Source organism: Curtobacterium sp. Leaf154, from assembly GCF_001424595.1.
Taxonomy (GTDB): domain Bacteria; phylum Actinomycetota; class Actinomycetes; order Actinomycetales; family Microbacteriaceae; genus Curtobacterium; species Curtobacterium poinsettiae.
The window spans coordinates 260,181-282,793 of sequence record NZ_LMOS01000001.1; the positions used below are offsets into that span (position 1 = coordinate 260,181).

At 71.3% G+C, this 22,613-nt stretch carries 25 protein-coding genes; 12 read left to right on the forward strand and 13 right to left on the reverse strand.

Features of this window, described 5'->3' with window-relative positions; translation table 11 throughout:
* Window position 1 precedes the first annotated feature (1 nt).
* The 4 genes from ASF75_RS01200 to ASF75_RS01215 all read left to right on the forward strand — a co-directional run bounded on the left by ASF75_RS01200 (window position 2) and on the right by ASF75_RS01215 (window position 2,415).
* Window positions 2-244 carry a hypothetical protein gene (locus tag ASF75_RS01200; RefSeq protein ID WP_056068356.1) on the forward strand — a complete coding sequence of 81 codons (243 nt, stop codon included), beginning with the start codon at window positions 2-4 and terminating at the stop codon, window positions 242-244.
* Between the two features lie 28 nt (window positions 245-272).
* Window positions 273-1,106 carry a hypothetical protein gene (locus ASF75_RS01205; protein WP_056068358.1) on the forward strand — a complete coding sequence of 278 codons (834 nt, stop codon included), beginning with the start codon at window positions 273-275 and terminating at the stop codon, window positions 1,104-1,106.
* Window positions 1,107-1,204: 98 nt separating this feature from the next.
* Window positions 1,205-1,858 carry a hypothetical protein gene (locus tag ASF75_RS01210; RefSeq protein ID WP_156463740.1) on the forward strand — a complete coding sequence of 218 codons (654 nt, stop codon included), beginning with the start codon at window positions 1,205-1,207 and terminating at the stop codon, window positions 1,856-1,858.
* Between the two features lie 80 nt (window positions 1,859-1,938).
* Window positions 1,939-2,415, forward strand: coding sequence for a hypothetical protein (locus tag ASF75_RS01215; protein WP_056068362.1), 477 nt, complete (start codon window positions 1,939-1,941; stop codon window positions 2,413-2,415).
* 144 nt (window positions 2,416-2,559) lie between these two features.
* Here the strand turns inward: ASF75_RS01215 and ASF75_RS01220 are convergent, their stop codons facing one another.
* On the reverse strand, window positions 2,560-4,731 hold the full coding sequence (locus ASF75_RS01220) for a phosphocholine-specific phospholipase C (RefSeq protein WP_056068364.1): 2,172 nt from the start codon (window positions 4,729-4,731) through the stop codon (window positions 2,560-2,562).
* A gap of 241 nt (window positions 4,732-4,972) precedes the next feature.
* Here ASF75_RS01220 and ASF75_RS01225 point away from each other — a divergent pair, with 241 nt between their 5' ends.
* On the forward strand, window positions 4,973-5,722 hold the full coding sequence (locus ASF75_RS01225; RefSeq protein ID WP_042538966.1) for a GntR family transcriptional regulator: 750 nt from the start codon (window positions 4,973-4,975) through the stop codon (window positions 5,720-5,722).
* A gap of 84 nt (window positions 5,723-5,806) precedes the next feature.
* Here ASF75_RS01225 and ASF75_RS01230 read toward each other — a convergent pair whose 3' ends face one another.
* Complete coding sequence (locus ASF75_RS01230) at window positions 5,807-7,144, reverse strand: nucleotide disphospho-sugar-binding domain-containing protein (protein WP_042538965.1); 1,338 nt, start codon at window positions 7,142-7,144, stop codon at window positions 5,807-5,809.
* An 84-nt stretch (window positions 7,145-7,228) separates the two neighbouring features.
* Between ASF75_RS01230 and ASF75_RS01235 the strand changes: the two genes are divergently transcribed.
* The 3 genes from ASF75_RS01235 to ASF75_RS01245 all read left to right on the forward strand — a co-directional run bounded on the left by ASF75_RS01235 (window position 7,229) and on the right by ASF75_RS01245 (window position 10,569).
* A complete protein-coding gene (locus tag ASF75_RS01235) occupies window positions 7,229-7,816 on the forward strand; it encodes a hypothetical protein (protein WP_056068366.1) in 588 nt (195 codons plus the stop codon).
* 210 nt (window positions 7,817-8,026) lie between these two features.
* Entirely contained in the window at window positions 8,027-9,019 is a 993-nt protein-coding gene (locus ASF75_RS01240) for an endonuclease/exonuclease/phosphatase family protein (RefSeq protein WP_156155326.1), read from the forward strand.
* 176 nt (window positions 9,020-9,195) lie between these two features.
* Window positions 9,196-10,569, forward strand: a complete 1,374-nt coding sequence (locus ASF75_RS01245; RefSeq protein ID WP_017885703.1) for a C4-dicarboxylate transporter DctA — start codon at window positions 9,196-9,198, stop codon at window positions 10,567-10,569.
* 15 nt (window positions 10,570-10,584) lie between these two features.
* Here the strand turns inward: ASF75_RS01245 and ASF75_RS01250 are convergent, their stop codons facing one another.
* On the reverse strand, window positions 10,585-11,097 hold the full coding sequence (locus ASF75_RS01250) for a hypothetical protein (protein WP_139179712.1): 513 nt from the start codon (window positions 11,095-11,097) through the stop codon (window positions 10,585-10,587).
* 132 nt (window positions 11,098-11,229) lie between these two features.
* On the opposite strand from ASF75_RS01250, the gene ASF75_RS01255 reads away from it, so the two are divergent.
* Complete coding sequence (locus ASF75_RS01255; protein WP_017885701.1) at window positions 11,230-12,072, forward strand: hypothetical protein; 843 nt, start codon at window positions 11,230-11,232, stop codon at window positions 12,070-12,072.
* Between the two features lie 105 nt (window positions 12,073-12,177).
* Here the strand turns inward: ASF75_RS01255 and ASF75_RS01260 are convergent, their stop codons facing one another.
* The 3 genes from ASF75_RS01260 to ASF75_RS01270 all read right to left on the reverse strand — a co-directional run bounded on the left by ASF75_RS01260 (window position 12,178) and on the right by ASF75_RS01270 (window position 14,518).
* Entirely contained in the window at window positions 12,178-12,825 is a 648-nt protein-coding gene (locus ASF75_RS01260) for a recombinase family protein (protein ID WP_056068369.1), read from the reverse strand.
* A gap of 95 nt (window positions 12,826-12,920) precedes the next feature.
* Window positions 12,921-13,493, reverse strand: coding sequence for a uracil-DNA glycosylase (locus tag ASF75_RS01265; protein ID WP_042538953.1), 573 nt, complete (start codon window positions 13,491-13,493; stop codon window positions 12,921-12,923).
* The gene (locus ASF75_RS01270) at window positions 13,490-14,518 is read right to left on the reverse strand and encodes a TDT family transporter (protein WP_017885698.1); all 1,029 of its coding nucleotides are present in this window, start codon (window positions 14,516-14,518) and stop codon (window positions 13,490-13,492) included. Before ASF75_RS01270 ends, ASF75_RS01265 begins: the two co-directional genes overlap by 4 nt.
* A gap of 207 nt (window positions 14,519-14,725) precedes the next feature.
* Here ASF75_RS01270 and ASF75_RS01275 point away from each other — a divergent pair, with 207 nt between their 5' ends.
* A complete protein-coding gene (locus ASF75_RS01275; RefSeq protein WP_056068372.1) occupies window positions 14,726-15,652 on the forward strand; it encodes a LysR substrate-binding domain-containing protein in 927 nt (308 codons plus the stop codon).
* Here the strand turns inward: ASF75_RS01275 and eno are convergent.
* From eno to ASF75_RS01305, 6 genes are all read right to left on the reverse strand, one after another.
* Window positions 15,637-16,971 (reverse strand): phosphopyruvate hydratase, encoded by a 1,335-nt coding sequence (gene eno / locus ASF75_RS01280; protein ID WP_017885696.1) that lies wholly within the window; start codon window positions 16,969-16,971, stop codon window positions 15,637-15,639. The two genes, ASF75_RS01275 and eno, sit on opposite strands and share 16 nt — an antisense overlap.
* 138 nt (window positions 16,972-17,109) lie before the next feature.
* Window positions 17,110-17,595 carry an inorganic diphosphatase gene (locus tag ASF75_RS01285; RefSeq protein WP_017885695.1) on the reverse strand — a complete coding sequence of 162 codons (486 nt, stop codon included), beginning with the start codon at window positions 17,593-17,595 and terminating at the stop codon, window positions 17,110-17,112.
* Between the two features lie 26 nt (window positions 17,596-17,621).
* The gene (locus ASF75_RS01290; protein ID WP_017885694.1) at window positions 17,622-17,993 is read right to left on the reverse strand and encodes a fluoride efflux transporter FluC; all 372 of its coding nucleotides are present in this window, start codon (window positions 17,991-17,993) and stop codon (window positions 17,622-17,624) included.
* Entirely contained in the window at window positions 17,990-18,493 is a 504-nt protein-coding gene (locus tag ASF75_RS01295; protein WP_175470743.1) for a FluC/FEX family fluoride channel, read from the reverse strand. Before ASF75_RS01295 ends, ASF75_RS01290 begins: the two co-directional genes overlap by 4 nt.
* Complete coding sequence (locus ASF75_RS01300) at window positions 18,490-19,245, reverse strand: 2,3-bisphosphoglycerate-dependent phosphoglycerate mutase (protein WP_200942659.1); 756 nt, start codon at window positions 19,243-19,245, stop codon at window positions 18,490-18,492. The genes ASF75_RS01295 and ASF75_RS01300 overlap by 4 nt, the downstream gene beginning before the upstream one ends.
* Window positions 19,230-19,736 (reverse strand): universal stress protein, encoded by a 507-nt coding sequence (locus ASF75_RS01305; RefSeq protein WP_031259090.1) that lies wholly within the window; start codon window positions 19,734-19,736, stop codon window positions 19,230-19,232. The genes ASF75_RS01300 and ASF75_RS01305 overlap by 16 nt, the downstream gene beginning before the upstream one ends.
* 306 nt (window positions 19,737-20,042) lie before the next feature.
* Between ASF75_RS01305 and ASF75_RS01310 the strand changes: the two genes are divergently transcribed.
* Both ASF75_RS01310 and ASF75_RS17220 read left to right on the forward strand, forming a co-directional pair.
* On the forward strand, window positions 20,043-20,315 hold the full coding sequence (locus tag ASF75_RS01310) for a hypothetical protein (RefSeq protein WP_139179685.1): 273 nt from the start codon (window positions 20,043-20,045) through the stop codon (window positions 20,313-20,315).
* A 65-nt stretch (window positions 20,316-20,380) separates the two neighbouring features.
* Entirely contained in the window at window positions 20,381-20,899 is a 519-nt protein-coding gene (locus ASF75_RS17220; RefSeq protein ID WP_161598062.1) for a GrpB family protein, read from the forward strand.
* 444 nt (window positions 20,900-21,343) lie between these two features.
* Here ASF75_RS17220 and ASF75_RS01315 read toward each other — a convergent pair whose 3' ends face one another.
* Window positions 21,344-22,537 carry a glycosyltransferase gene (locus ASF75_RS01315; protein ID WP_056069065.1) on the reverse strand — a complete coding sequence of 398 codons (1,194 nt, stop codon included), beginning with the start codon at window positions 22,535-22,537 and terminating at the stop codon, window positions 21,344-21,346.
* Between the last annotated feature and the right edge of the window lie 76 nt (window positions 22,538-22,613).

The following is a 22,613-nucleotide window of genomic DNA, read 5'->3' on the forward strand; positions in this document are numbered from 1 at the left end:
CATGACCGAGACGCAGCGACGCACTCTGCTCGAACGGCTGATCGGCAAGCCCCTGCCGTGGCTCGTCTGGGGGTGGGCGGTGATCGCCCTGGTCTGGCTGGTGCTGGCCGTCGTGGAGCCGTCCCGGTTCCACACCGAGATGGCGGTCCTCTGGGGCATCCTCGTCGCCGTGCAGATCGGCTCGGTGCTCGTTGCCCGTGCGCACAGCCGCAAGCGTGCTCGGGACGCAGGGAAGGACTCGTGACCGGTCCAGGGCCGGGGCGACCAGCGCGATGAACCCGACCGAGGACGCCGACGCCGATGCCGAACGTGCGCGGTTGGAACGCATCGCCTGGGGAGCCGCGTCCACGCCGGCCGACGCGGCCGACGCGCGGAGTGCCCTCGCCGCTCGCTCCGGCGCCGATCTGCACAACGCCGACCCGCACAGCGCCGACCGCGCACCCGGAGCCGACGCGCACGGAACGCGAACCGCCGACCGCGCACCCGCAGCCGACGCGCACGGAACGCGAACGGCCGACCGCGGAACGGATGCGGACGACCGCGGCAGGGGCCTCCTGGCCGGTGTCCGCCAGCGAGCCGGTCGCATCCGACGCTCCGACCACCGCGTCCTCTGGACCGTCGGCGCAGCCGCCGTCGTGATCGGTTTCGTCGCGGGGACCGGGGTCGGACTGTCGCTGGGGGCGCGCCCCGTCGACCCCACGACCACCGTCACGCCGCCAGCCGGGGCGGTGACGATCGACCGGCGGTTCGAGCAGCCGCAGACCGTCACCGACCGGCCGCCAGCGGGGATCGCGACGCCGATGGAACGCTCGAGCACCCGTCTGGTGTTCACGAACCGATCGCTGTCGGGCGACGACGCGGCGACACCGTGGAACGTCTGGGCCGGGGTCGGTCGGGACGGTTCGACGATCTGCCTCGTCGCGTCGGCCGACCAACTCGAGGGCACGAGCGCCTGCTGGCCGCGCGGGGCGGCGCTGCACGGACGGGTGTCGCTGTCGGCGACGGCGCTCAGCGGGACGCTGACGGTCCGTCTGGTCGGCGGCGGGGTCCGGGCATCGGTGACGACCGGCGCCGAACCGATGTACACCGCCGGTCCGGTCGGCTGATACGCGAGCCCGAGCGGCGCGCCGTCGATCGGACCCGTAGGCTCCGAGTCGGACCGACCGGTGCACGGGGCGCACGGCGGGATCCGAGGGGGAACCACATGTCCATCACATCCAGGATGACCACGGCGGGGACAGCGGCGGCGATCGTCGCGCTCGCACTCTCCGGCTGCGCCGGCACCGGCACGACGGCGCCGGGGACGCAGCGGGCCGCCTCGCAGTCGTCGACGCCCACGCAGACACCGACGCCGACACCGTCGGCTGCACCCACCGTCGACGCTGCCACGAAGGACCTGTCGTTCGAGGACGGCGCCGCGCTCTCGTCGAGCACCCTGCCCGCGTTCGGGCTCGAGATCTCGGCACTCGACGGCTGGGAGCAGACCGGCGAGGACCCGACCAGCGGGTCCAGGGAGTACACGAACGCCGACGGCTCCGTGGCGACCATCACGCAGCAGCGGCTCACCGACCTCGACCCGACGATCGGGGACCGTGCCGCCACCGAGCAGCTGTTCACGGCTGCGGGGCTCCCGGCCGACCGACTCGAGGAGCAGCTGCTGCCGACGATGACCGGTGGGACCGCGCAGTTCCTGTCGATCGCCGGGCACAACACGGACGGTTCGTGGTCGGCGACGGTCGCGCGCGCCTTCGCGAAGCCCGGGGCCGCGCTCATCGTGAAGGTCCGGACGACGTCGCAGGGGGCGCTCCGCCCGGACCTGCACGACATCCTGATCAACGCGAAGGTGGTCGTCGCCTAGGACGGGACCGGAACCGGAACGGAACCGGAGCACGAGCCGGTGCGACGGGCCGCCGCGACGGGTCCCTATGCTGAGTCCTCGTGCGCCGCTCCCTCCGTCTGCTGACCGTCCTCGTGATCGTCTTCGTGTTCGCCGCCGGGCTCCTGGGGTCGGTGGTGTTCGTCCAGCGCGTGCTGGCGGATCCGGGCAGTGACGTTGCGTGGGTCGGTGTCGTCCGGAGTCTTGCTCTCCTGGTGATCGGGGTCGTGCTGACGCTGCGTGGACGGCGTGCCCTGCCTGCCCTCGTCGAAGCGATGGACCTGCACGCGGCGGTCGGCCCGCTCCGGCCGCTCACGATCGTGGTGTGGGCCTTCCTCGGTGCCACCATCTACTCGACCCTGCGCGGCTGGACGGTGATCGTCCCCGTCGCGGCCGTCGTCGGTGCGGTCGTCATCGGGTTGCCGTTCGTCGAACGCTTCCTGGACCGGGTGCTCGCCCGGCAGGCGGCGCAAGCCGACGCCGAAGCCGCGACACCGGTCGCTCCGGTCGCACCCGCCGGGACCGCCGCCGACGCGTGAGACAGCAAGCGAGACGGCACGCGGGATGGACGTGAGACGGTCACGAGACGAGACGGGAGGCCCGGTGCCAGCTGGCACCGGGCCTCCCGTCTCGTCGTCGACGCGGCCTGACCGCCCCTGCCGACCCCCACGGGTCGGCTCGCGTCAGCGCTCCGCGCGCCCGGCGAACCGGTACCGGAACCCGGGCACACCGTCCGCGGTGACGACCACGTCGTAGTAGCCCCACTCGTCGAGCGGCCAGTGCATCGTCTTGTGCCCGGACCCACGGATGTGCGCGGTCTCGCGGTGCTCGACGAAGTCGTTGGCCACGAGTTCGAAGCGGAGTTCGCCCGTGCCGGTGTTCTCGAGCAGGAGCTGCAGGGTTCGCCGGCCGCGGGTGTCCCGGACGACGGAGACGTGCGGTACACCACCGGTCGCCCGGCCGCCGACCGTGACGGTCCCGGCGAAGCGCCGGAGGAACCGGTCGGGTCCGTAGACGCTGACGTCGTACGCGCCGCCGGTCGTCGTGGTGTCCCACACCCAGTCGGCGCTCGCTCCCACGGGGACGGTCTTCGGGTGGGCGGCGAACGGCATCGCGGTGTTCGGGTACACCAGGAAGTTGACGCCCTGGCGGCCGTCGTTCGCGAGCGCCACGGTGACCCGACCGGTGCGGTGGTCGACGGTCGCGTCCGCGTGCTGTCGGTAGGGCAGGGGCCGACGGCGGACTGTGCCGGGCTCCTGGACGGGCACCGTCTGCGCGCCGATCGCGGGTTCCTCGATGGGCGGCTTGGCCTGGTCGGCGTCGGCGGCAGCGACCAGCGCGCGGGTCTGCTCGATGCCGGGGACGACGTCGGCGCCCGGGATGCTCGGGTCGGGGGCACTGAAGTCGAAGCAGCTGGTCAGGTCGCCGGAGACGGTCCGTCGCCAGTCGGAGATGTTCGGCTCGCGGACCCCCGTGACGTGTTCGAGGAACTGGATCACGGAGGTGTGGTCCGCCACCTGCGAGTTGACCCACCCGCCACGGCTCCAGGGGGACACCACGGTCATCGGCACGCGGGCACCCATGCCGATGGGCAGGCCGTCGACGTACTCGTCCGGGGTGCCCGGTTCGGCGAACGGGGGGACGACGTGGTCGAAGTACCCGTCGTTCTCGTCGTAGTTGACGAGCAGGACGGTCGAGGCCCAGGTGTCCGGGTTGCTGAAGAGTGCCTGCACCACGGCGTTCGTGTAGTGGGCGCCGTAGTCCGGGCTGGCCGCGGGGTGCTCGCTCCAGCCGTAGGGGGCGACGACGTACGACACGGTGGGCAGGCTGTTGGTCGCGCAGTCCTGCCCGAACTGGCTGAGCAGGTGGGTGACGTCGAGCCCCTTGCCGGAGTTCGGCTTCCACCCGTCGTGCAGCCCGGCACGCGCGGCGAGCTCCTGCTGGGCGGGGTCCGAGGATGCGAGGGCGCGGTGGTACTGCTCGAACAGCCAGAGCGGGTTGTCGCCGTAGTCGCCGACGTAGGGGTCGGCGGAGCTGTCGCCGACCTCGTCGTTGGCGTAGGTCTTCCAGGTGACCCCGGCCGCCTGCAGGCGTTCGGCGTAGGTGGTCCAGGCGAACACCGGTTCGTAGTCCGCCGGGTTGTCGGTCGCCGGTCCGCCCTGGGTGCCGCGGGGGTCGATCGTGCCGGACCACTGGTACAGGCGGTTCGGCGTCGTCGGCCCGTTGAGCGAGCAGTGGTAGTCGTCGCAGACCGTGAAGGCGCCGGCGAGTGCGCGCTGGTAGGGGATGTCCTCGCTCGTGAAGTAGCCCATCGTCTGGGCGCTCTTCGCGTCGACCCACCGGTTCCAGGCCCCGCCGTTCCACGCGGTGTGCCCGCCACCCCAGGAGTGGTCGAGGCCGTCGGCGTTCTGCGCGTTGAACCGCGTGGTGTCGAGCCGGAACGGCAGCATGGCGCCGCCGTCGGTGCGGGCCGCTGCCGGCTGGTGGAAGACGTCGTGTCCGGTCGGCAGCTCGAGCGCCTGCTTGTCGGAGAACCCTCGGACCCCGGGCATCGTGCCGTAGTAGTGGTCGAAGGACCGGTTCTCCTGCATGAGCACGACGACGTGCTTGACGTCGGCGATCGTGCCGGTGGGGACGGCACGGGCGGTCGCGGCGCTGGCACGGTCGGCCGCGCCCGGTCCGAACGCGGAGCCTGCGGCGACGCCGGCCATGATCGCGGCCGCGCCGCCGACCAGGACCGTGCGGCGGCTCAGACCGGGGCGGACCGCTGCGGTGTACGCGGCGTCCGGGGTCAGCGGTGGTGCGGCGTCGAGGCTGACGTCGGGTGCGCCGTGTTCGGGCTTCCTCGTGCTCATCGCGGGCCTTCCAGATCGGTGGGGAGTGCGGGCGCTGCGGGGGAAGAGCACCCGTCAGCATGACAACGAGGTGCGCTGAACCGTGCCTGGCCCGGTCGTGGCAGCGGGGTGAACGCGTCCGGTGGAATCGGGATCGACCTGTCCAGGTGCGCCGTGGCAGGACCCTGTCATCTCAGGGTGGCTGCCACCAGAACTCCGACGCACCTGGACAGGTGGAGCTGGGGCGGGGGAGGATCACGGGGTGCGACCACTGTTCCGGGACCTCGCCGAGGACCTCGCCGACCGGGTGCTCCGCGGTGAGTTCGACGCCACCGGGCTCCTGCCGGGCGAGCACGACCTGGCCGCCGACTACGGGGTGGCGCGCGGCACCGTGCGGAATGCCCTCGGTCTGCTCCGCGACCGGCAGGTGCTGACGGCGCGTCCGGGGTCCCGTTGGCGTGTCCGGACCGCGACGCTCGGCCACGACGCCGGCGCGCTCGAGTCGTTCGGTCAGCTGGCTCGGGCCAGGGGACACGAGCCGGGTGGTCGGGTGGTGGCGGTCGAGGAGCGCCCCGCCACGATGAGCGAGCGGCGGTTGTTCCACGCCGCGCCCGACGAGCCCGTCCTGCACGTCGCGCGGGTGCGCTCCCTGGACGGCGTCGACGTCATGCTCGAGCGCACCGCCTACGCGCCGTGGGTCGCCGCGGTCATCCGGACGATCCCAGGCGGGCAGACGTCGGTGTCCGCGACCCTGCAGGACCGGTTCGGCATCCGGGTCGGCTCCGCCGTCACCACCGTGGACGCGCTGCTGGCGGACGACGCCGACGCCGCGCTCCTCGGGGTGCGGCCCGGGGCGGCGCTCCTGCAGGTCCGCCGGTCGAGCACCGCCGAGGACGGCCGACCGCTCGAGGCCGGCGACGACCGGTACGTCGCCGGGACGGTGCCGCTCCGGATCCGGACGGCGTCCGCAGCGGCACCGCGGGTCGGCGCCGGGTCCGACGACGCGGGATGAGACGGACAGGAGGCGCGGTGCCAGCCGGCACCGCGCCTCCTGTCCGTCTCCGTGCAGCCCCACGACGTGGGCCGGCAGGCGGGGTCAGCGTCGCTGGGTGCCGCCCGCGGTGGCCGCGGCGACGGCCGCCGCCAGCCCGGTCTCGATGACGTCGACGGGGTCCGGCAGGGCCGCGATCGACGCCGCCACCTGCCGGCTGCGGGCGCGGTGGGTCGACGTGCTGAGGACCTCGAGGACGGCCCGACGGATCGCCCGAGGCCGTGGTGTCCCGGAACGCAGATTCCGCCCGCACCCGGCCCAGGCCACCCGGGCGGCGACCTCCGGCTTGTCCTCGGTCGACCCGGCCACCACGAGCGGGACGCCGTGCGCGAGGGTGCGCTGCACCCCGCCGAACCCACCGTTCGTCACGACGACGCTGCACCGCGGCAGCAGCTGGTCGTAGGGCAGGAAGGTCGCCACCCGGGCGTTCGCGGGCAGGGCGGTGCCGAGTGCGCGCTCGAGCTGGTCGACCGGGCGGCCTCCCGTGGTCGCGACGACGAGGACGTCCTCGTCCGCCAGGGCGCGCAGGGTCGGCGCGAGGAGCCGGCCGAGGTCGACGGTGTCGATGGTCCCCTGGGTGACGAGCACCACCGGGGTGTCGGTGTCCAGGTCGTCCCACCACGCGGGCAGGTCGGCCGCGGAGGTCGGCGCGGAACGGGCCACGACCGGACCGACGAACCGGACCGTGTCCGGGAGCTCGCGGCGCGGGTACTCGAGCTCCCGGACGCTCATCTGGAACAGGGTGTCGAACGCGCGGTACGCGAAGTCGAAGGTGTCGATCGTCGACGGCGGTGCCCCCACCTCGGCGAGCACGGCGTCCACCGCGCGACGCAGCGGCCGGGTGAGGACGGGGTGGAGCGCCGCCGTGAGCAGTCGGTTGCGCGCGCGAGCCACCGGCCCGCGACCCGGGGGGAGCGCGGTGCCGAAGGGTGCCGCGTCGACGCTGGTGAGCGTCACCGGGGTGGTCGCGATCCCGAGCACGGGCAGACGCTCCGCGGGCGGCAGGGCCAGGTACGGCGCGAGCCCGGTGAACGACGCTTCGCCGAGCACCGCGTCGAAGCGCCCCGCTGCCAGCAGCGCCGTCAGCTCCCGGTACTGCGACGGGATCGCCCGGACGAACATGGCGATGATGCCCTCGCGGACGACCGCGATCCCGCGTGCCGCACTGGCGTCGGCGAGCCGCTCCTGCAGGTCGGCGTCGTCGAAGTCGACGTCGGCCGGCAGCGCAGCGAACCGGAGCCCCGCGCCGACGACGAGCTCGCGGTACTTGGTGCCGGTCAGCACGGTGATGTCGTGGCCGCGCACCGCGAGGGCACGTCCGACGTCGACGAGGGGCGCGAGGTGGCCGTAGACGGGTGGTGAACAGAGCAGGTACGAGGACACGGGGCCGCTTTTCGACGCTGGGGATGACCGGACGCTCGGAGCGTAGGTGCGGCGAGCACGCGCGTGGCGCGGCACGGACTGGGAATGGGTGAGAGTCCTCGAGCGTCCGCACCGGGACGCGGGCTCCTGACCGCGTTCGGCGGCCTGCTCTTCCTCACCACGTTCGGCTGGGCGGTCGACGCGGCGACCCGATCGGACCCCCGACAGCGCGCGCTCTTCGCGTGGGCCGTCGCCCAGCACGAGGCCGCGGGGCACGGCAACGACGTCCTCGCGCTGGCCGATGCCGCCCGTGCCCGCGACGGTGCGCTCGACGCCGAGCGGATCCGGGCACTGCAGGCGCTCCGGCCCGACAACCCGTACCCGGGCGGCCCGCTCGACGGCGGCGCCGACAGCGTGGGCGGCGAGCCGGACGACGCCGGTGCGAACCGGCTCGGCATCGCTCTGCTCGCGCTGTTCTTCGCCCTGACCGGCCTGTACTGCAGCTGCTGGCCGTCGGTGTTCGTGCTCGGGTGGCCGTTCCAGTTCATCGCGTCGATCCTGGCCGTGGTCGCGATCGTGCGGCCGGGTCGCGGGCGACGGCTCGGCGTCGTCGCGGCGATCGTCTCGGTGCTCGGCACCCTGGTGACGGTCGGCGTGCTCGTGTGGGGCGTGGTCGAGGGGGTCGGCAGCTAGCTGCCCGCGGTCGCGCGTGCGGCCCGCGACGTGCGCGGTGGCGGACGGGAGGCGCGGTGCCGGCCGGTGTCGCGCCTCCCGTCCGTCGTCACGCGGTCCACGGCGTGGGCTGGCGCAGCGCGCCGCTGCGGTGCCGGGACCCAGCAGGATCCTCAGCGCGTCGTCGCCGTTCGCCGGCGGACGAGGGGGTCCGTGCGCGAGGATCCAGGGGTGTCTCGTCGTGCGGCTGCTGTCCGGACCACCGTGGTGGTCGCGACCCTGCTGGTCGGTGTCGCCTTCGTCACCGCTCCGTGGCTCGGGATCGGGCGAGCGCCGGTGCTCGCCGCCGTGCTGCCGGCACGTTCCCTCGTGACCGTGGGGCTGGCCGCCGTCGGCCTCTCGCTGCTGCTCGTCGCCGTCGCCGTGCGTCGCGTGCGACTCGTTGCCGCGTCGGTCGGTGTGGTCGTGCTCGTCGTCGCCGTGGCCAACACGGCCGTCCTCGGCGCGCGGGGGTGGGACGTCGGGGCCGTCAGCGGTGCGGGTGACTCGCTCCGGGTGTTCGAGTGGAACACCAACGGGGGACTCGTCGGTCCGCAGGGTGTCGCCCGGGCGGCGCTGTCCGCACGGGCGGACGTCGTCGTGCTGCCCGACGCGGGGGACCGACGCGCTGCCGCCGCGGTGGCGCGTTCGATGGGCGAGCACGGTCGGCCGGTGCGGCTGTTCATGCGCCGGCAGGGCGCGCAGGTGGCGGTGCTCGTCCGCGCCGACCTGGCCTCCGGAGCGTCGATGCGTCCCGGTGTCGACCCGGTGAAGACGATGACGGTGTCCGGACCGTCGATCCCGACGATCGTCGCGGTGCACGCCCCGCAGCCGGTGCTGCCCGGCGGCCTGGCGGGCTGGCGGACCGACCTGCGGTGGATCGGTGAGCAGTGCGGCCGCGGCGCGGACGTCATCGTGTCGGGGGACGTCAACGGATCGGTCGACAGCTTCGACGGCGGCCGCCTCGGGTCGTGCCGGGACGCCGCGTCGGCCGTGCACGCCGCGGCACTCGGCACGTGGCCGACGTGGCTCGATACGCGGCTGGCGATGCCGATCGACCACACCCTGGTCGGTCCGTCGGCCGGTCCGTCGGCCGGTGTCGTCCGGTCGTGGAGCGTGCTGACGGCCGAGGACCACTCGGGTGCCCGGCACCGGCCCACCCTGACGGTCGTCACGCGCACCTGAGGCGGACCACGGCCCGGTTTCGGCGTGCGGGGCCGTTCTTCGGCGTGCGCGGCCTTGTTCCGGCCTGTTTCGGCGTTCGCGGGGCCCTGTTCCGGCCCGTTTCGGCGTGCGCGGGGCGCGTCAGGTGGGAACAGGCTCGCAACGTCGTCGAAACACGCGCACGGTGGGGTGGGTGCATGGACGTCACCACCACGGATCGTGCCCCCGCTCGCTGGTACCAGTCGCTGTTCGTGCAGATCGCGATCGGCGTCGCCCTCGGCATCGCGGTCGGGGTCTGCTTCCCGGCCGCGGCGCCGGTGCTCAACGTCGTCGGGCAGGGGTTCATCCGCCTGATCGAGATGGTGATCGCGCCGCTCGTCTTCATCGTCGTGGTGACCGGCATCGTGCACGTCGGCGACCTGCGGTCGGTGGGACGGATCGCCGGCAAGGCGATGGTCTACTTCCTGCTCGCGTCGTCGTGTGCGCTCGTGTTCGGTCTGCTGGTCGGCAACCTCGTGCGCCCCGGCGCCGGCCTGCGGATCGACCCGTCGTCGCTCGACGCCTCGGCCGTGGCGGCGAAGACCGCGGGCGGCACGGCTCCGGACGCCGGCACCTTCATCCTCGACCTCATCCCGTCGAGCGTCGTGAACGCGTTCGCGACGAACGACATCCTGCAGGTGCTCGTCTTCGCGGTGTTCGTCGGCGCGGCCATCGCCGCGATCGGGAGCGAGCGTGCGCGGCCGCTGGTCCGGGGGCTCGACCTGTGCCTCGAGGTCGTCTACCGGATCCTGGGCTGGGTCATGCGCCTGTCGCCGCTCGGTGCGTTCGGCGCGATGGCGTACGTGGTGGGGCAGTACGGCGTCGACACCCTGGGGTCGTACGGACTCCTCATCGCCGCCTGCTACGGCGCCGCCGCGGTGTTCATCGTGGCGTTGCTCGTCGGTGGGCGGCTGCTGTCCGGGGTGCCGATCTGGCGGTTCGTGTGGCACACCCGGGCCGAGTTCGGGCTGGCCCTCGGCACCGCGTCGACCGAGGCCGTGCTGCCGCGGATGATCACCCGGCTCACCGAGGTCGGCGTCTCACGGAGCGTCGCCGGGCTCGTCGTGCCGACGGGGTACTCGTTCAACCTGGACGGGGCAGCGATCTACCTGTCGATCTCGCTGCTGTTCCTGACGCAGGCGTTCGGGGTGCCGTTGACGCTCGAGCAGCAGGTCGCCGCGCTCGGGGTGCTGCTGCTGACGTCGAAGGGCATGGCCGGGGTGCCGGGGTCGTCGTTCCTGGCGCTGTCCGCGACGGCGACGAGTCTCGGGCTGTTCCCGGTCGCGGGCGTCGCGCTGCTGCTCGGCGCCGACCGGATCATGGACGCGATGCGGGTGAGCGTGAACCTGCTCGGCAACTGCGTCGCGACGCTGGTGGTGGCGCGGTGGCAGGGTGCGCTCGACCGTGAGCGGGTGGACGCGGTGCTGCGGCCCGGGCGCGGGGTCCGGCCGTCGTCGGAGCCGGAGTCTGCTGCGGGTGGTGCGGGTGCTGCGGGTGCGGCCGCGGTGACGGCGACGGCGCGGGTTCGGTGAGGGGCCGCGGCGCGGTCAGCGGTCGAGGACGGCGCGCTGCTGGTCGTACTGCTGGCGGGTCCGGTGTCCGCCCATCTTGCGCACGACTGCGCCCGAGGGGTCACGGGTGATGCGCCACCAGATCGCGGTGCAGAGCGACGTGGTCGGCAGGATCGTCCCGAGTCCGATCAGGAGCTGTCTGCCGAGATCCGTTCGCCAGGGCAGCCCGGACAGCTCGAGCACCGTGATGACGATCGCGCCCACGACGAGGTTGATCAGACTGCTCCAGAGCTTCCGCACGGTGCGCTGACGCGCCGCGTCGAGTTCCGGCAGCTGCGCCAGCGGGAGCGTCGAACCGATGTGCTCACGCGGTTCGCCGCCGACGATGACGGCGGCCGGGCCCGGGGCTGCAGCAGCGGCGTCGGTGTCCGTGGCGGGGCGCCACACCAGGTAGTCCAGGTGCTCCACGTCGTCGTCGATGCGGAACCATCCGCCTTCGAAGTCGCCGGCAGCGGCGTCGGGATCGGCGTGGGGAGTGGTCGTGGTCACGTCGGTCATCTTGGCAGCAACCGGTGCCGCTGCGGCACCACCGCTTCGGGGGTGGAACGGAGGCGACGGTCGCGGGGCCGGTGGTGCGTTCTGCTGGCAGGATGGCCCCGACACCACGGGGGCGGGGCGGACATGAGCACGGAACAGCAGGACTGGCGCGACCACGGGACGGGCCCGACGACGGGACGGGGCAACGCGATCGCCATCGCGCTCGTGTTGCCGGTGCTGCTCGTCGTGAGTTGGGTGGTCCAGATCGGGGCGTACCTGGAGCGTGACTTCGGGTCGATGGACGACCGGCTCGGCCCAGGGGGCGTGCTGACCCGGCTGGTGATCGGGGCCGCGCTGGCCGTGGGGATCCCGGCGGTGGTGCTCGTCGTGCAGGTCCGGGCTCGCCGGCGCGAACGGCGGCACTCGCTGGCCGCCGTGGTCGCGGCGATCGTCGTGCTGGTCATCGCCGTGCCGTGGAACGGTCTGGTCCTGACGTCACAGGTGCGGAGCATGGCCGCCGACGCCCGGCAGAGGGCGCAGCCGGCGACCGCCGCCGAGCGGCACTTCGCCGACGGCGACGCCGGGGCCACACTCGAACGGATCGGGGACCGCACCGTGCGGATCCTCGGCGGCGACCGGAAGTCCGCCTACCGCGATGGTGAGCGAGCCGGTGGTGCGTACAGCGAGGAGTGCAAGCTGTCGAACGCCCACCAGGGGGTGCGGTGGACGTACTGGTACGCCCCGGGGGAGTACACCGACGCCGACGGCAAGGAGCTCCTGCCCGAGGACCACACGATGATCGAGGGTGCGAACCGCGACGTGGACCGCGTCCGCTCGTACTGGGAGTCCGAGGGCATCGGTGCCCGCTCCGAGGCGGACCTGGTCCCCGACCAGATCTCACCCACAGCCGACTGGCTCGAGAGCACCTCGTCGTACACGCGGCCCGGACCGGACGTCGACTTCCGCACGATCTGCCTGGTGCGCTGAGGGCTCATGCCGTGGTGGGGCCTCCGGGCTGTGAGCGGGTTCGCTCTGTGTCGTCGTTTTCGCGGCGGTCGGTGTCGGGCTCAGTCGCGCGCGTCCCAGCGCTGGCTACAGGTTGGGTGCGGGCCTGGACCGCCTCGCGGTGACTGGTTCAGTGTGACGGCCGAGAGCCCGGTAGATGGTGGTGGGGCTGACGCGGAGGACGTCGCCGATCTGCGCGACGGTCATCGCTTGCTGCTCGTCGAGCCGGCGCGCGGTGCGCACCTGGTCCACGGAGAGCCGCGACGGACGGCCACCGGTCCGGCCGCGGGCTCGGGCGGCGGCACGGCCGGCGTTCGTGCGTTCCTTGCTGAGGTCCCGTTCGAACTCCGCCAGTGCGGCGAAGACGTGGAACACGAGCCGCCCGCCGGGCGAGGTGGTGTCGATGGTCTCCTGCAGCGAGCGGAGCCCGCTGCCGCGCTCAGCGAGGGCGTGCAGGTGGTCGATGAGGTGCCGGATGGAGCGACCTTGCCGATCGAGCCGCCAGACGACGAGGGTGTCGCCGGCGCGGAGCTGGTCGAGGAGCTTGTCGAGCTCGGGCGGGTGTCGGAGCGAGCCGGAGATGGTGTCGACGAACACGCGGCAGCAGCCGACGGCGTTGAGCACATCGATCTGCAGCGACGCGTCCTGGTCGGTGGTGGACACGCGCGCGTACCCGAGGAGGTGACCCGTGAGGAGAACGGAGCGAAACTCGACCGACCGGCGCGGTAGCGGCACGTGGATGCAGGAACTGGGTTTCGCTCCAAGACACGCCGGTCTGAGCCACGCTCCGACCTGCTCAAGCTCCGGTGCAGCGGAATCGGAGGTGTTTGTTACGTGGGTCGCGCTCGCGCGGCGAGCCGGAGTGCTTGCACGGAACGGAAGTGTTGTTCCGAGCGATGGCGGCCGTTGGCGGGAGACGGATGTGGTGCTGCGATGACCGGGAGGAGTCGGGGGTGCTCGTCCAGGGTGAGGTGTCGCATGACGCCGTCGAGGGCGACGGCCCCGTACGTGACGATCGCAGTGAGAGCGGGCAGCGCCGCGAGCAGTGTGGCAAGGGCATGCCGCCCCTCGTCGACGTCCGCGAGTCGCACGCGGTCGGGCAGTTCCCATGGGATGAGGTTCCAGCGGACGTACTCGCCGCGTGCGAGCCCTGACTCGATACGGGCTGCTCGGAACGCGGCCGCGGTCGGGCCCGGGTTGTCCTCGCTGCAGATGGCTGCGTGCGCTGCGGCGATGGTCTGGGGGCCGGGCGACTGCATCAGGACCAGGACGCGGCTGGATCTGCCGCCGGATCGTGGGTCGAAGCTCGGGACGAACCGTCGGCTGCCGTCGGGCGCGGTCCGCCACGTCTCCGCAAGACCGTTCAGCGATCGAACGTCAGCGAGTTCCTCGGGGGTACTCATGACGGCTGTGGCGGTGCCAGCAGGGTGCCACGGATGACGGATCCGTGAAAGGTGCGAAGGGCAACGGTGATCCATGCGGCGACGAGGCCGGCGTAGTAGATGACGGCGAGGACGGCAACGACGGTCAGGCCTGAGTGCAGGGCGAGCCCGTTGAGTCCGGTGACGCAGGTGCCGACGGGGAACGTGAACGACCACCAGGTCAGGCTGAACGGCAGGTGTTCGCGGGCGGTCCGGACGGTGACCGCGAGGGCGATGACGGTCCACAGCAGCGCGAAGCCGAGCATCGCGAACCCGTACACCAGCGCCACGACGAGGAGCGCGTGGGCGGTGGATGCGTCGACGACGGTGGGTGCGTTCGATGCGAGGAGGTTCACCGCCGTGATGGATTGTCCGACGGGTCCGAGGACGATCCACAGGGTCGGCACCATGCCGGCGGCCCCGACCTTGTGGTGCGCGAGCCGGTTCCAGATCAGCGTGATCACGACCAGCGACGTCACGAGACTGAGCCCGAAGAAGCCGTAGCAGGACCACAGCAGCGTCTCCCGCGCCTGTCCGGCGGGAGCGTACGGCAGCAGCAGGGCGCCGGTGGAGGCGGACACCATCGGCGGGACGATGGGCATCAGCCAGCCGCCGAACGCGGAGTCGGGCTTGTTCTCGTGGCGGATGAACGCCAGGTACGGCACCAGGACTGCCGTGAGCAGCCCTCCGATGGTGCCGATGGTCCACAGGACCCAGTCGATGGTGACGGCGGCGGGCAGGCCGACCCAGTCCTTGCCGAGCAGGAGTGTCCCGGCGCCGACGGTGAGGAACGCCATCGGTGGTGCGCCGTAGAAGTGGGAGATGACCGGGTTGAGGTGGTGCCTGGCTGCGGTGCTCCGGTAGCGGATCCAGTGCAGCACCGTCGCGATCGTGAGGGCGACGAGGAGCACCGCGGCGATCGCCCACACGACCGTCGCCGCGATGCGCAGACCGGGGAACTGCAGTGGGAGTGACGCAGCTGCGACAGCGACGATCCCAGTGCCCATGATTGATGCGAACCAGTTCGGTGTGAGATTCGACACGATCAGGCCTTGCCGCTCCAGGTCACGGAACAACGTCGTCTGCGGCCGTTGGGGCAGCTGGCTACCGTTCGCGGGTGCAGGGTCGGTGCGGAGCGTTGTCATGGGCCAAGCCTGCGCGAATCCTGCCTCTGGCGGTACCGGGAACCTCTTGGCGGGGCACAATCGTTGGTTGTGGCACTACGGCGACTCACGGACCGAACGTTCGACCTCGACACACTCGACGCGCTCGCATGCGTCGCCGAGACCGGCTCTTTCTCCGCTGCCGCTGGAGCGCTCGGCGTCACGCAACAGGCAGTGTCTGCTCGGATCCGGGTCGCCGAGCGCATGGTCGGCCACTTGTTGGTGCACCGCTCGACCACGGGGTCGGTGCTGACCGAGACCGGCCGGCTCGTCGTCGGGCTGGCCGGACCGGTCCTCGACGGGTCTCGCCACCTCGAGGCAGGAGTGGCTGCGCTGCGGGCTCCCACGGGTTCGCTCGTCGTCGCAGCGTCACAGACGATCGCGGAGCTGCTGCTGCCGGGCTGGCTGCTCGAATTCCGACGCCGTGAACCCGACGTGCGGGTGCGTTTGATCGCGGGCAACTCCGCCGCGGTGACGGACCTCGTGCAGTCGGGTGGCGCGAACCTCGGGTTCACGGAAACCCCGGTGACGGCAGCAGGTGTGTCCGCGCTGGTGATCGCGGACGATGAGCTCGCGGTCGTCGTTGCGCCGGGCCATCCCTGGGCTCGGTCGACCGGGATCAGTGCGGAGGTCCTGGCGGCGACGGCTCTGCTCCTGCGGGAAGAAGGTTCCGGGACTCGCGCGACCCTCGCCGCATGGCTCAGGGAGGCCGGTTTGAACATGTCGGTTCCGGCCGCGGTGCTGGAGACCACGAGCATCATCCGGGCGAACGCGCAGGCTGGGATTGCACCGGCGGTGATGAGCCTTCGCACGGTCGCCGCCGACATCAACGACGGGTCGCTGGTGCGGGTCCCGCTCTCTGGAGCGCCACTTGCCCGGCCGTTGCGGGCGATCTGGTCGGGAGAGCCCCAGCCAGCTGTTTCTGCTTTCCTGCGCGTCGCCCACGAGGTGACCGGTCGGGGTCAGCGCAGCCCGTAGGGCAGCTCCGGATTGTTCTCCGCGATCTCGGTGAGCCGGTTGTACTTCGCGACGCGTTCTCCGCGGGCGGGGGCGCCTGACTTGATCTGCCCGGTTCCGGTGCCGACGACGAGGTCCGCGATGAACGTGTCGGTGGTCTCTCCGGACCGGTGCGACACCATGCTCCGCATCCCGAGCGAGCGTGCGACGCCGATCGCGTCGAGGGTCTGGGAGACGGTGCCGATCTGGTTCGGCTTGATGAGCGCTGCGTTCGAGAGCCCGTCCTTCCCGCCGTCGCGGATGCGCTGTGGATCGGTGACGTAGAGATCGTCGCCGACGATCTGGAGCATGCCGCCGAGCGCGGACGACATCGCCTTCCAGCCGCCGTGGTCATCTTCGGAGAAGCCGTCTTCGATGCTCCGGATCGGATACCGGCTGGTGAGGTCGCGGTAGTAGTCGACCATGCCTGCGCGGTCGAGACGGCGATCCACGACCCGGTAGCTACCGTCGCCGAGCGCGAACTCGTTCGCCGCCGGGTCGAGTGCGATCGCGACGGTGTCGACGCCGGGCTCGTAGCCAGCGGCACTGATCGCGGCGACGAGGAGGTCGAGGGCCTCCTCGGGCGCGGCGATCGATGGGGCGAAGCCGCCTTCGTCCCCGAGACCGAGACTGCCGAACCGTTCCCGGACCAGTGCCGCCAGTGCGTGGTACACGTCCGACCCGATCCGAACCGCGTCGGTCATGGTGTCGGCGTTCACCGGGGCGATCATGAACTCCTGGAAGTCGAGCGCGTTCGCTGCGTGCGCTCCGCCGTTGAGCACGTTGAAGTGCGGGACGGGCAGGCGGGGCGTGCTGCCGGTGACGTCTGCGATCCAACGCCAGAGCGGCAGCTCCGCTGCGGCGGCGAGAGCGCGTGCCAGGGCGATCGAGGTCGCGACGACACTGTTCGCACCGAGCCGGCGGTAGTTCGGGGTGCCGTCGAGGGCAGCGAGGGCGGCGTCGACCTGCCCGATCGAGGTCCACGACTGACCGGTGATCATCGGTGCGACGTCCGTCGCGATGAGGTGCAGCGCCTGGCTCACGTCGCGGCCGCCGTAGCTGCTGCCGCCGTCGCGAAGCTCGACAGCCTCATGCGCGCCGGTCGATGCGCCTGCGGGGGCGTCACCGGTGACGACGGTGCCGTCCTCGAGCTCGAGACGCACCTGGATCGTCGGGCAGCCGCGGGAGTCGAGGATCCGGGAGCCGTGCAGGCTTCTGATGGTGACGGGGCGGCTGGTGTGGGTCACGTACTCGCCCTGATGGTGGGTGGTGTGGTGGACGTTGCTGATGTAGTCGTTCATGGCGGTTGTCGCCTTTCGGGTTGGTCGTGCTGGTGTGGGCCGCGGGGAGGCGGAGGGACGACCTCCTGGCGATCACTGGGCGCCAGTTGCCTCCCCACGGCGGTTCAGGGCGCGCACTGGATGGTGCGCGGGTGCCGGTCAGGGGTGCGGGGTGAACCGTTCCTGTGCGGAGCGGATGATGGCTTCGGCGTCGACACGGTTCGCCCACCCGCTGGTGGTGACGTGCTTGCCGTGCTCGATCTCCTTGTAGTGGGCGAAGAAGTGCTCGATCTCCGCCAAGACCGGCTCGGCGACGTCGGAGATGTCCTGGACGTGGTCGAAGCGGACGTCTCCGGCGGGGACGGTGAGGATCTTGTCATCGCCGCCGTTCTCGTCGACCATGCGGAGCATCCCGACCGGGCGGACGTCGACGACGACGCCGGGGAACGTGGGCCGGGGCAGCAGCACGAGTGCGTCGAGGGGGTCGCCGTCATCGCCGAGCGTGTCGTCGATCGAGCCGTAGTCCTGCGGGAACACCATGCTGGTGAACACCGCCCGGTCCAGGCGGATCCGTCCGGTGGCGTGGTCGACCTCGTACTTGTTGCCGCTGCCGCGGGGGATCTCGATCGTGATGTCGAAGTGCATGAGCTGTTCTTCTCCCAGTCGGATGGTCAAGTGAGGGTGCCGAGGGTGACGCCCCCGGCGGCTGCGGCGACGGAGACGACGAGCATCCCGAGCCCGTTCACGGCAGCCGCGGTGGTGCGGCCGGTGCGTGCGAGGCGGACGGTCTCGAAGCTGGCGGTGCTGAACGTGGTGTAGCCACCCATGAGCCCGGTTCCGAGCAGCGCGACGGGGGTAGCGCCGAGGTGACCGGCGGCGCCGGTGATCAAGCCCAGCAGGAACGAGCCGGTGATGTTGATCGTCAGCGTCCCGACCGGGAGCCGGAACTGCCGACCCCGGTTGATCGCACCATCCACGAAGAACCGTGCGGCCGCGCCGACGCCGCCAGCGACAGCGACGCTGAGGAATGCCAGGGCGCTCATGATGTGGCTCCGTTCGGTCGGACCAAGCCCGCGATCGCGAGGCCGCTCCCGGTGGCGATCGCGCCGGCCAGGACCGTCAGGAGCCCGTACCCGGTGCCGGACAACCCGCGGCCGGCGAGGAACAACACCGCGGTGCTGGTCGCGAGGGTGCTGTAGGTGGTGAACCCGCCGAGGACACCGGTTCCCAGAAGCAGGCGCAGTGCCCGGCGGCGCCCTTCGTCAGGTCCGCGATGCGCGAGGTGTTCCAGCAGCACACCGAGTAGGAGCGCGCCGGCGATGTTGATCCAGAAGATCGCCCAGGACACCCCGTGCTGAGCGGGGAACGCGGTGCTGAGTCCGTCACGTGCGGCGGTACCGATGGCGCCGCCGAGTGCGACGACACCGAGGTACCGCCACCGCAGATGCACTGGCCTGGCGATACGTTCCGGGTCATCGGCGTCGATGTCCGGGTCGGGCGGGAGCTGCCCATCGGGCAGGTCCGTGTCCGTTCTGGAGGTCATGTTCCACCTTCCGCAGCGACCGCTGCCGCTGCTGCTCGTGCTGCCGGATGCAGGTACTCCCCACCCCGCGGACAGAACCCACCGTCGCCGTCGAACCGGTAGACCAGGGGTTCGCCCGTGGGGAGGTTCAGGTCCGCGAGCTCACCGTCGGTCAGGCCGTCCATGCAGGCACACAGTGCCCGCAATGAGTTGCCGTGCGCGACGACGAGCACTGTCTGCCCGTCGCGGAGTGCCGGGGTGATTCGGTCCGACAGGACGGGTCGGACCCGGAGGATGACGTCGGACAGTGTCTCGGTTCGACGAACTGCCGCCCACGGCAGTCCACGAAGCGCCGGCGTCCGCCGGAGCGCCAACCACGCGCGGATCGACATGCGTGGCGGCCGACCCGTGCGGGTCCGGCGAACAGCGAAGAACTGCTCCGCCCCCAACGCCGCTTGCGTACTCTGCTTGGACATGCCGGTGAGTGCGCCGTAGTTCCGCTCGTTCAACCGCCACGACGACTCGATCGGCGCATCACGTCCGACGACGTCGGTGACGAGCTCCGCCGTGTGGAGCGCCCGCTCGAGCGTCGACGTGAGCACGAGGTCCGGTCGGATGCCCGCATGCAGGAGCAGCAACCCAGCCCGATTCGCTTCAGCGGTGCCCTGTTCGGTCATCGCGACGTCTCGCAAGCCGGTGAAGGTGCCGGCATCGTTCGCAGTGCTCTGTCCGTGGCGGAGCAGAACAAGCTGGCCGGTCACGGGGTGTCCCACGGCAGCGGGGCATCGAACCCGACCGGATCAACGGGCACCACGAGCACTGAACGGTGCTGTCGATGGGTCAGTCGTGCCGCGACCGACCCCGTGAAGAACTCCGCGATTCGACCCGCTCCCGTCCTGGCCCCGACGACCAGCATCGCCGCGTCGCGGTCTTCGGCCACCTGCGACAATGCCCGGCTCGGATCCCCGACACCGGCAACGAACGTGACGTCGACGCCGTAGGTCGTTGCGGCAGCACGTACTGCCGCCTCGTCACTGTCAGACAAGCCCTGCGGTGTCGTGTCAGCGGTGTCAGGGTCGATCGGTTCCGCCATCACCGACCCGTCCGAGCGCGTACCGGCATCGATGAGCGACGCATCCACGCTGACGCACACCAGCGTCGTACCGAAGCGCCGCGCGATGGACGACGCAACCTCGATCACCGCCGGCGCGAGGCCGGGTAGGACACCGACGACGACCGGTCCGGTACCTATTGGTGCTGTCATGACACTCCCTACCTCAGGCGCGCAGAAACGCGACCAGCTGAGATAGGGACTGTTGTCGACAACTGTCGAGGTTGGGTCCGGCAAGCCCCACTACCGGGTCCGAAGACACCACCAGTATGCACCCGAACCCCTCGTCACGCGAGCCGTCTCGCGCACCCGTGACGTCCCGACACCGAAGGAAGCGATTCCGACGACACGGAGCGAAGCTGCCCACAGACGGATTCCGGGGGGGGGCTGGCGCAGATCTCGGAGTGTCCGGTGGACGATCGGTCATCGAACACCGGAGTGGACCAGCAGAATCGAGTCATGACGACCCCTCCTGCTGATCTCTCTTGGATCGGTTTCACCAACCAGCAGCGCGACCTTCTCGAGACGCTGCACTTCATCGGCAACAACGGGTGGGATCGCAACGGCCAGAGCGACGAGATGATGCCGCGGCTGTTGGAACAAGCGGCCGCCGCAGACCTGTCGCTCGCGCGCATCAAGGAGGCCATGGCCGCGGTCGGGCACTCTCGGAATGAGCTGCACCAGCTCGATCGATGGGAGTCCAAGCGAACCACCGGCAAGTTCGGTCGCTGATCGTCCCGCAGACCGATCGGTGGCCGGGCAGCGGCTCGACGGCAGCGGGATCTAGAGTGCGAACTGTGCTCGTTCCGTACGATCCGTCCTGGCCACACCAATTCGAGGCTGCCGCTGAGGAGATCCAGAAGCTGGGGAACAGTGTTTGGCTCGTCGAGCACATCGGCTCGACCTCTGTTCCTGGTCTGGCCGCGAAGCCAATCATCGATCTTGCAGTCCGGGTCTGCGACGGCGCGGACTTCGAGGCCCACCGCCAGCGCTTGGAAGCTGGCGGATGGGAACTTGGAAGCAGCGTGCGTTCCCATCCCGTGATGGTCTTCGAGCGCGACGGGCGAAGACTTCGTATCGCGCACTTCTTCACGGCAGACGAATGGGAGCACAACAACCAGCGCATCTTGCGGGATTGGCTCCTCAACCACCCCGAGGACATGAGGCGTTACGAGGCGGCGAAAGTTGCTGCCGCAGAGGGAGCTCAGCAGCGCGGAGCTTCGTATAACGCAGCCAAGACGGCAGTCATCCAGTCCATCGTTGATCGTGCCCGAGCTGACCGAGGTCTTCCTTCCGTACCGGTCTACGACAAATAGTGGTGTGTCTGGCGGGCGGCAGAACGTGCCCGTAAGGCGGTGGTTCACCGCTCCATGACAGTTGCCGCCTTCGACAGCCTCTGTTGTGTACTGCCGCCTGACCGGGGGTGTTGCCGCATGCCTGTCCCGCAAAAATGCCCGGTGAAGGGGCGCCAAACGCACCACAGCGGCGACCTCGCTGGCAGCGACGGCGTCAGGGCTGGGAGCGGGGACCGGGCTCATCGCAAAGGCGTCGTAGTGGTTGCTGACGGGCTCCACGTTCTGCCCTCGCGCCGTGTGAGGGTCGAATCGGGGACTCTCGGACCCAACCTGTTGGCCCGGTGCAACGAGCGGGCCGAGCGGAAGGGGAGTGCATCCTTCCGAAGGACGGGCGAGACGCCGTCCTCACACGTGCCTGGTGCGCCGAGCATCGGGCTGATCGGCGCTCGTCACCGCGGTGCGCGCTCACCCACCGACCAGGCGCTCGACGGCGTCCAGCACGACGGCCGGGGTCTCGCCGGCAGCGATCTCGGTCCGGATCCGTCCGGCGGCGACGCGGAACGCCGGGTCGGTCAGGAGCCGCGACGCGGTGGTGCGGATGTCCTCCGCGGTCGCCGTCGCGGCGTCGAGGACGAGTCCGGCGCCCAGGGCCTCGACGCAGCCGCCGTTCGGCAACTGGTCCGCACCGAGCGGCAGGACCAGCAGGGGCACCCCGTGCGCGAGCGCCCCGGTCACCGATCCGGATCCGCCGTGGTTCACGACCAGGTCCACGAGCCCGAGCACCGAGTCCTGCGGCACGTACTGCTCGACCCGGATCGTCCCCGGACCCGCCGGCACCGGGAAGGTCGTCGGGTCGACCCAGGGTCCGGTCGTCACGAGGATCCGCGCAGGCAGGGTGGCGAGCGCGTCGATCAGCCGAGCGAACAGGTCGCCGGACTTCGTGTTGAACTCGGTGCCGAGCGTGACGTAGACGCGGGGTCCGTCGCCGGCGGCCAACCACGCCGCGGCGTCCGACGGGGGTGACGACCAGGTGTCCGGTCGCATCCGGATCACCGGGCCCCGCAGCTCGCGCCCGGATCGCATCGACGCCGGGAACGGGACGACGGTGAGCGCGCCGCCGAGCATGTGCTGCTCCGGGTCGGGCCCGAGTCCCGCGCGTCGACGGAGCGCCTCGAGCGGCTCTCGCACCGCTTCGCGCCAGGTCCCGCCGGCCGAGGCGAAGGCCAGGACCACCACGCACGGCACCCCGGCTCGTTCGGCGGCGGTCATCGCGCCGAAGTCGAACTCCCCGCAGACCACGAGGTCAGCCGTCCACCGAGTGACCAGCCGTCCGACGTCGACGACGGCACCGGCGGCCGCGTCCCCCAGGAACACCTGGGGGACGCGGGTGAGCACCGTGCTCGGGTCGATCGGGGTCAGGGTGCCGGTGCCCGGTCTGCTCGCCGGCAGCTCCACGTCCCGCGGTTGCCGGTGCGAGAAGCCGGTCTGTTCGAGGACCGCCTCGCGTGCGCCGCTCAGGGCCGTCCGGTGTCCGGCAGCGCTGGCCGCGCGGGCGAGCGGCAGCATCGGTGCGAGGTGTCCGCGCCCCCGCGGGAACGAGAACACGATGCGCAGGGGTTCCGGAGCACCGTAGCCGGGCCGGCCGTTCGCAGCAGACACCACAGGGCTCCGATCGTCGTGCGGGCTGCCTGCCCGCTTCGTCAGACAACCGTATGGCGAACGGCGGCCGTGCTCC

Coding starts and splice junctions, on each gene's coding strand:
- ASF75_RS01200 (WP_056068356.1), top strand. CDS start 2: ATGACCGAGACGCAGCGACGCACTCTGCTCGAACGGCTGATCGGCAAG.
- ASF75_RS01205 (WP_056068358.1), top strand. CDS start 273: ATGAACCCGACCGAGGACGCCGACGCCGATGCCGAACGTGCGCGGTTG.
- ASF75_RS01210 (WP_156463740.1), top strand. CDS start 1,205: ATGTCCATCACATCCAGGATGACCACGGCGGGGACAGCGGCGGCGATC.
- ASF75_RS01220 (WP_056068364.1), bottom strand. CDS start 4,731: ATGAGCACGAGGAAGCCCGAACACGGCGCACCCGACGTCAGCCTCGAC.
- ASF75_RS01235 (WP_056068366.1), top strand. CDS start 7,229: ATGGGTGAGAGTCCTCGAGCGTCCGCACCGGGACGCGGGCTCCTGACC.
- ASF75_RS01245 (WP_017885703.1), top strand. CDS start 9,196: ATGGACGTCACCACCACGGATCGTGCCCCCGCTCGCTGGTACCAGTCG.
- ASF75_RS01255 (WP_017885701.1), top strand. CDS start 11,230: ATGAGCACGGAACAGCAGGACTGGCGCGACCACGGGACGGGCCCGACG.
- ASF75_RS01265 (WP_042538953.1), bottom strand. CDS start 13,493: ATGAGTACCCCCGAGGAACTCGCTGACGTTCGATCGCTGAACGGTCTT.
- ASF75_RS01270 (WP_017885698.1), bottom strand. CDS start 14,518: ATGGGCACTGGGATCGTCGCTGTCGCAGCTGCGTCACTCCCACTGCAG.
- eno (WP_017885696.1), bottom strand. CDS start 16,971: ATGAACGACTACATCAGCAACGTCCACCACACCACCCACCATCAGGGC.
- ASF75_RS01285 (WP_017885695.1), bottom strand. CDS start 17,595: ATGCACTTCGACATCACGATCGAGATCCCCCGCGGCAGCGGCAACAAG.
- ASF75_RS01290 (WP_017885694.1), bottom strand. CDS start 17,993: ATGAGCGCCCTGGCATTCCTCAGCGTCGCTGTCGCTGGCGGCGTCGGC.
- ASF75_RS01295 (WP_175470743.1), bottom strand. CDS start 18,493: ATGACCTCCAGAACGGACACGGACCTGCCCGATGGGCAGCTCCCGCCC.
- ASF75_RS01305 (WP_031259090.1), bottom strand. CDS start 19,736: ATGACAGCACCAATAGGTACCGGACCGGTCGTCGTCGGTGTCCTACCC.
- ASF75_RS01310 (WP_139179685.1), top strand. CDS start 20,043: ATGACGACCCCTCCTGCTGATCTCTCTTGGATCGGTTTCACCAACCAG.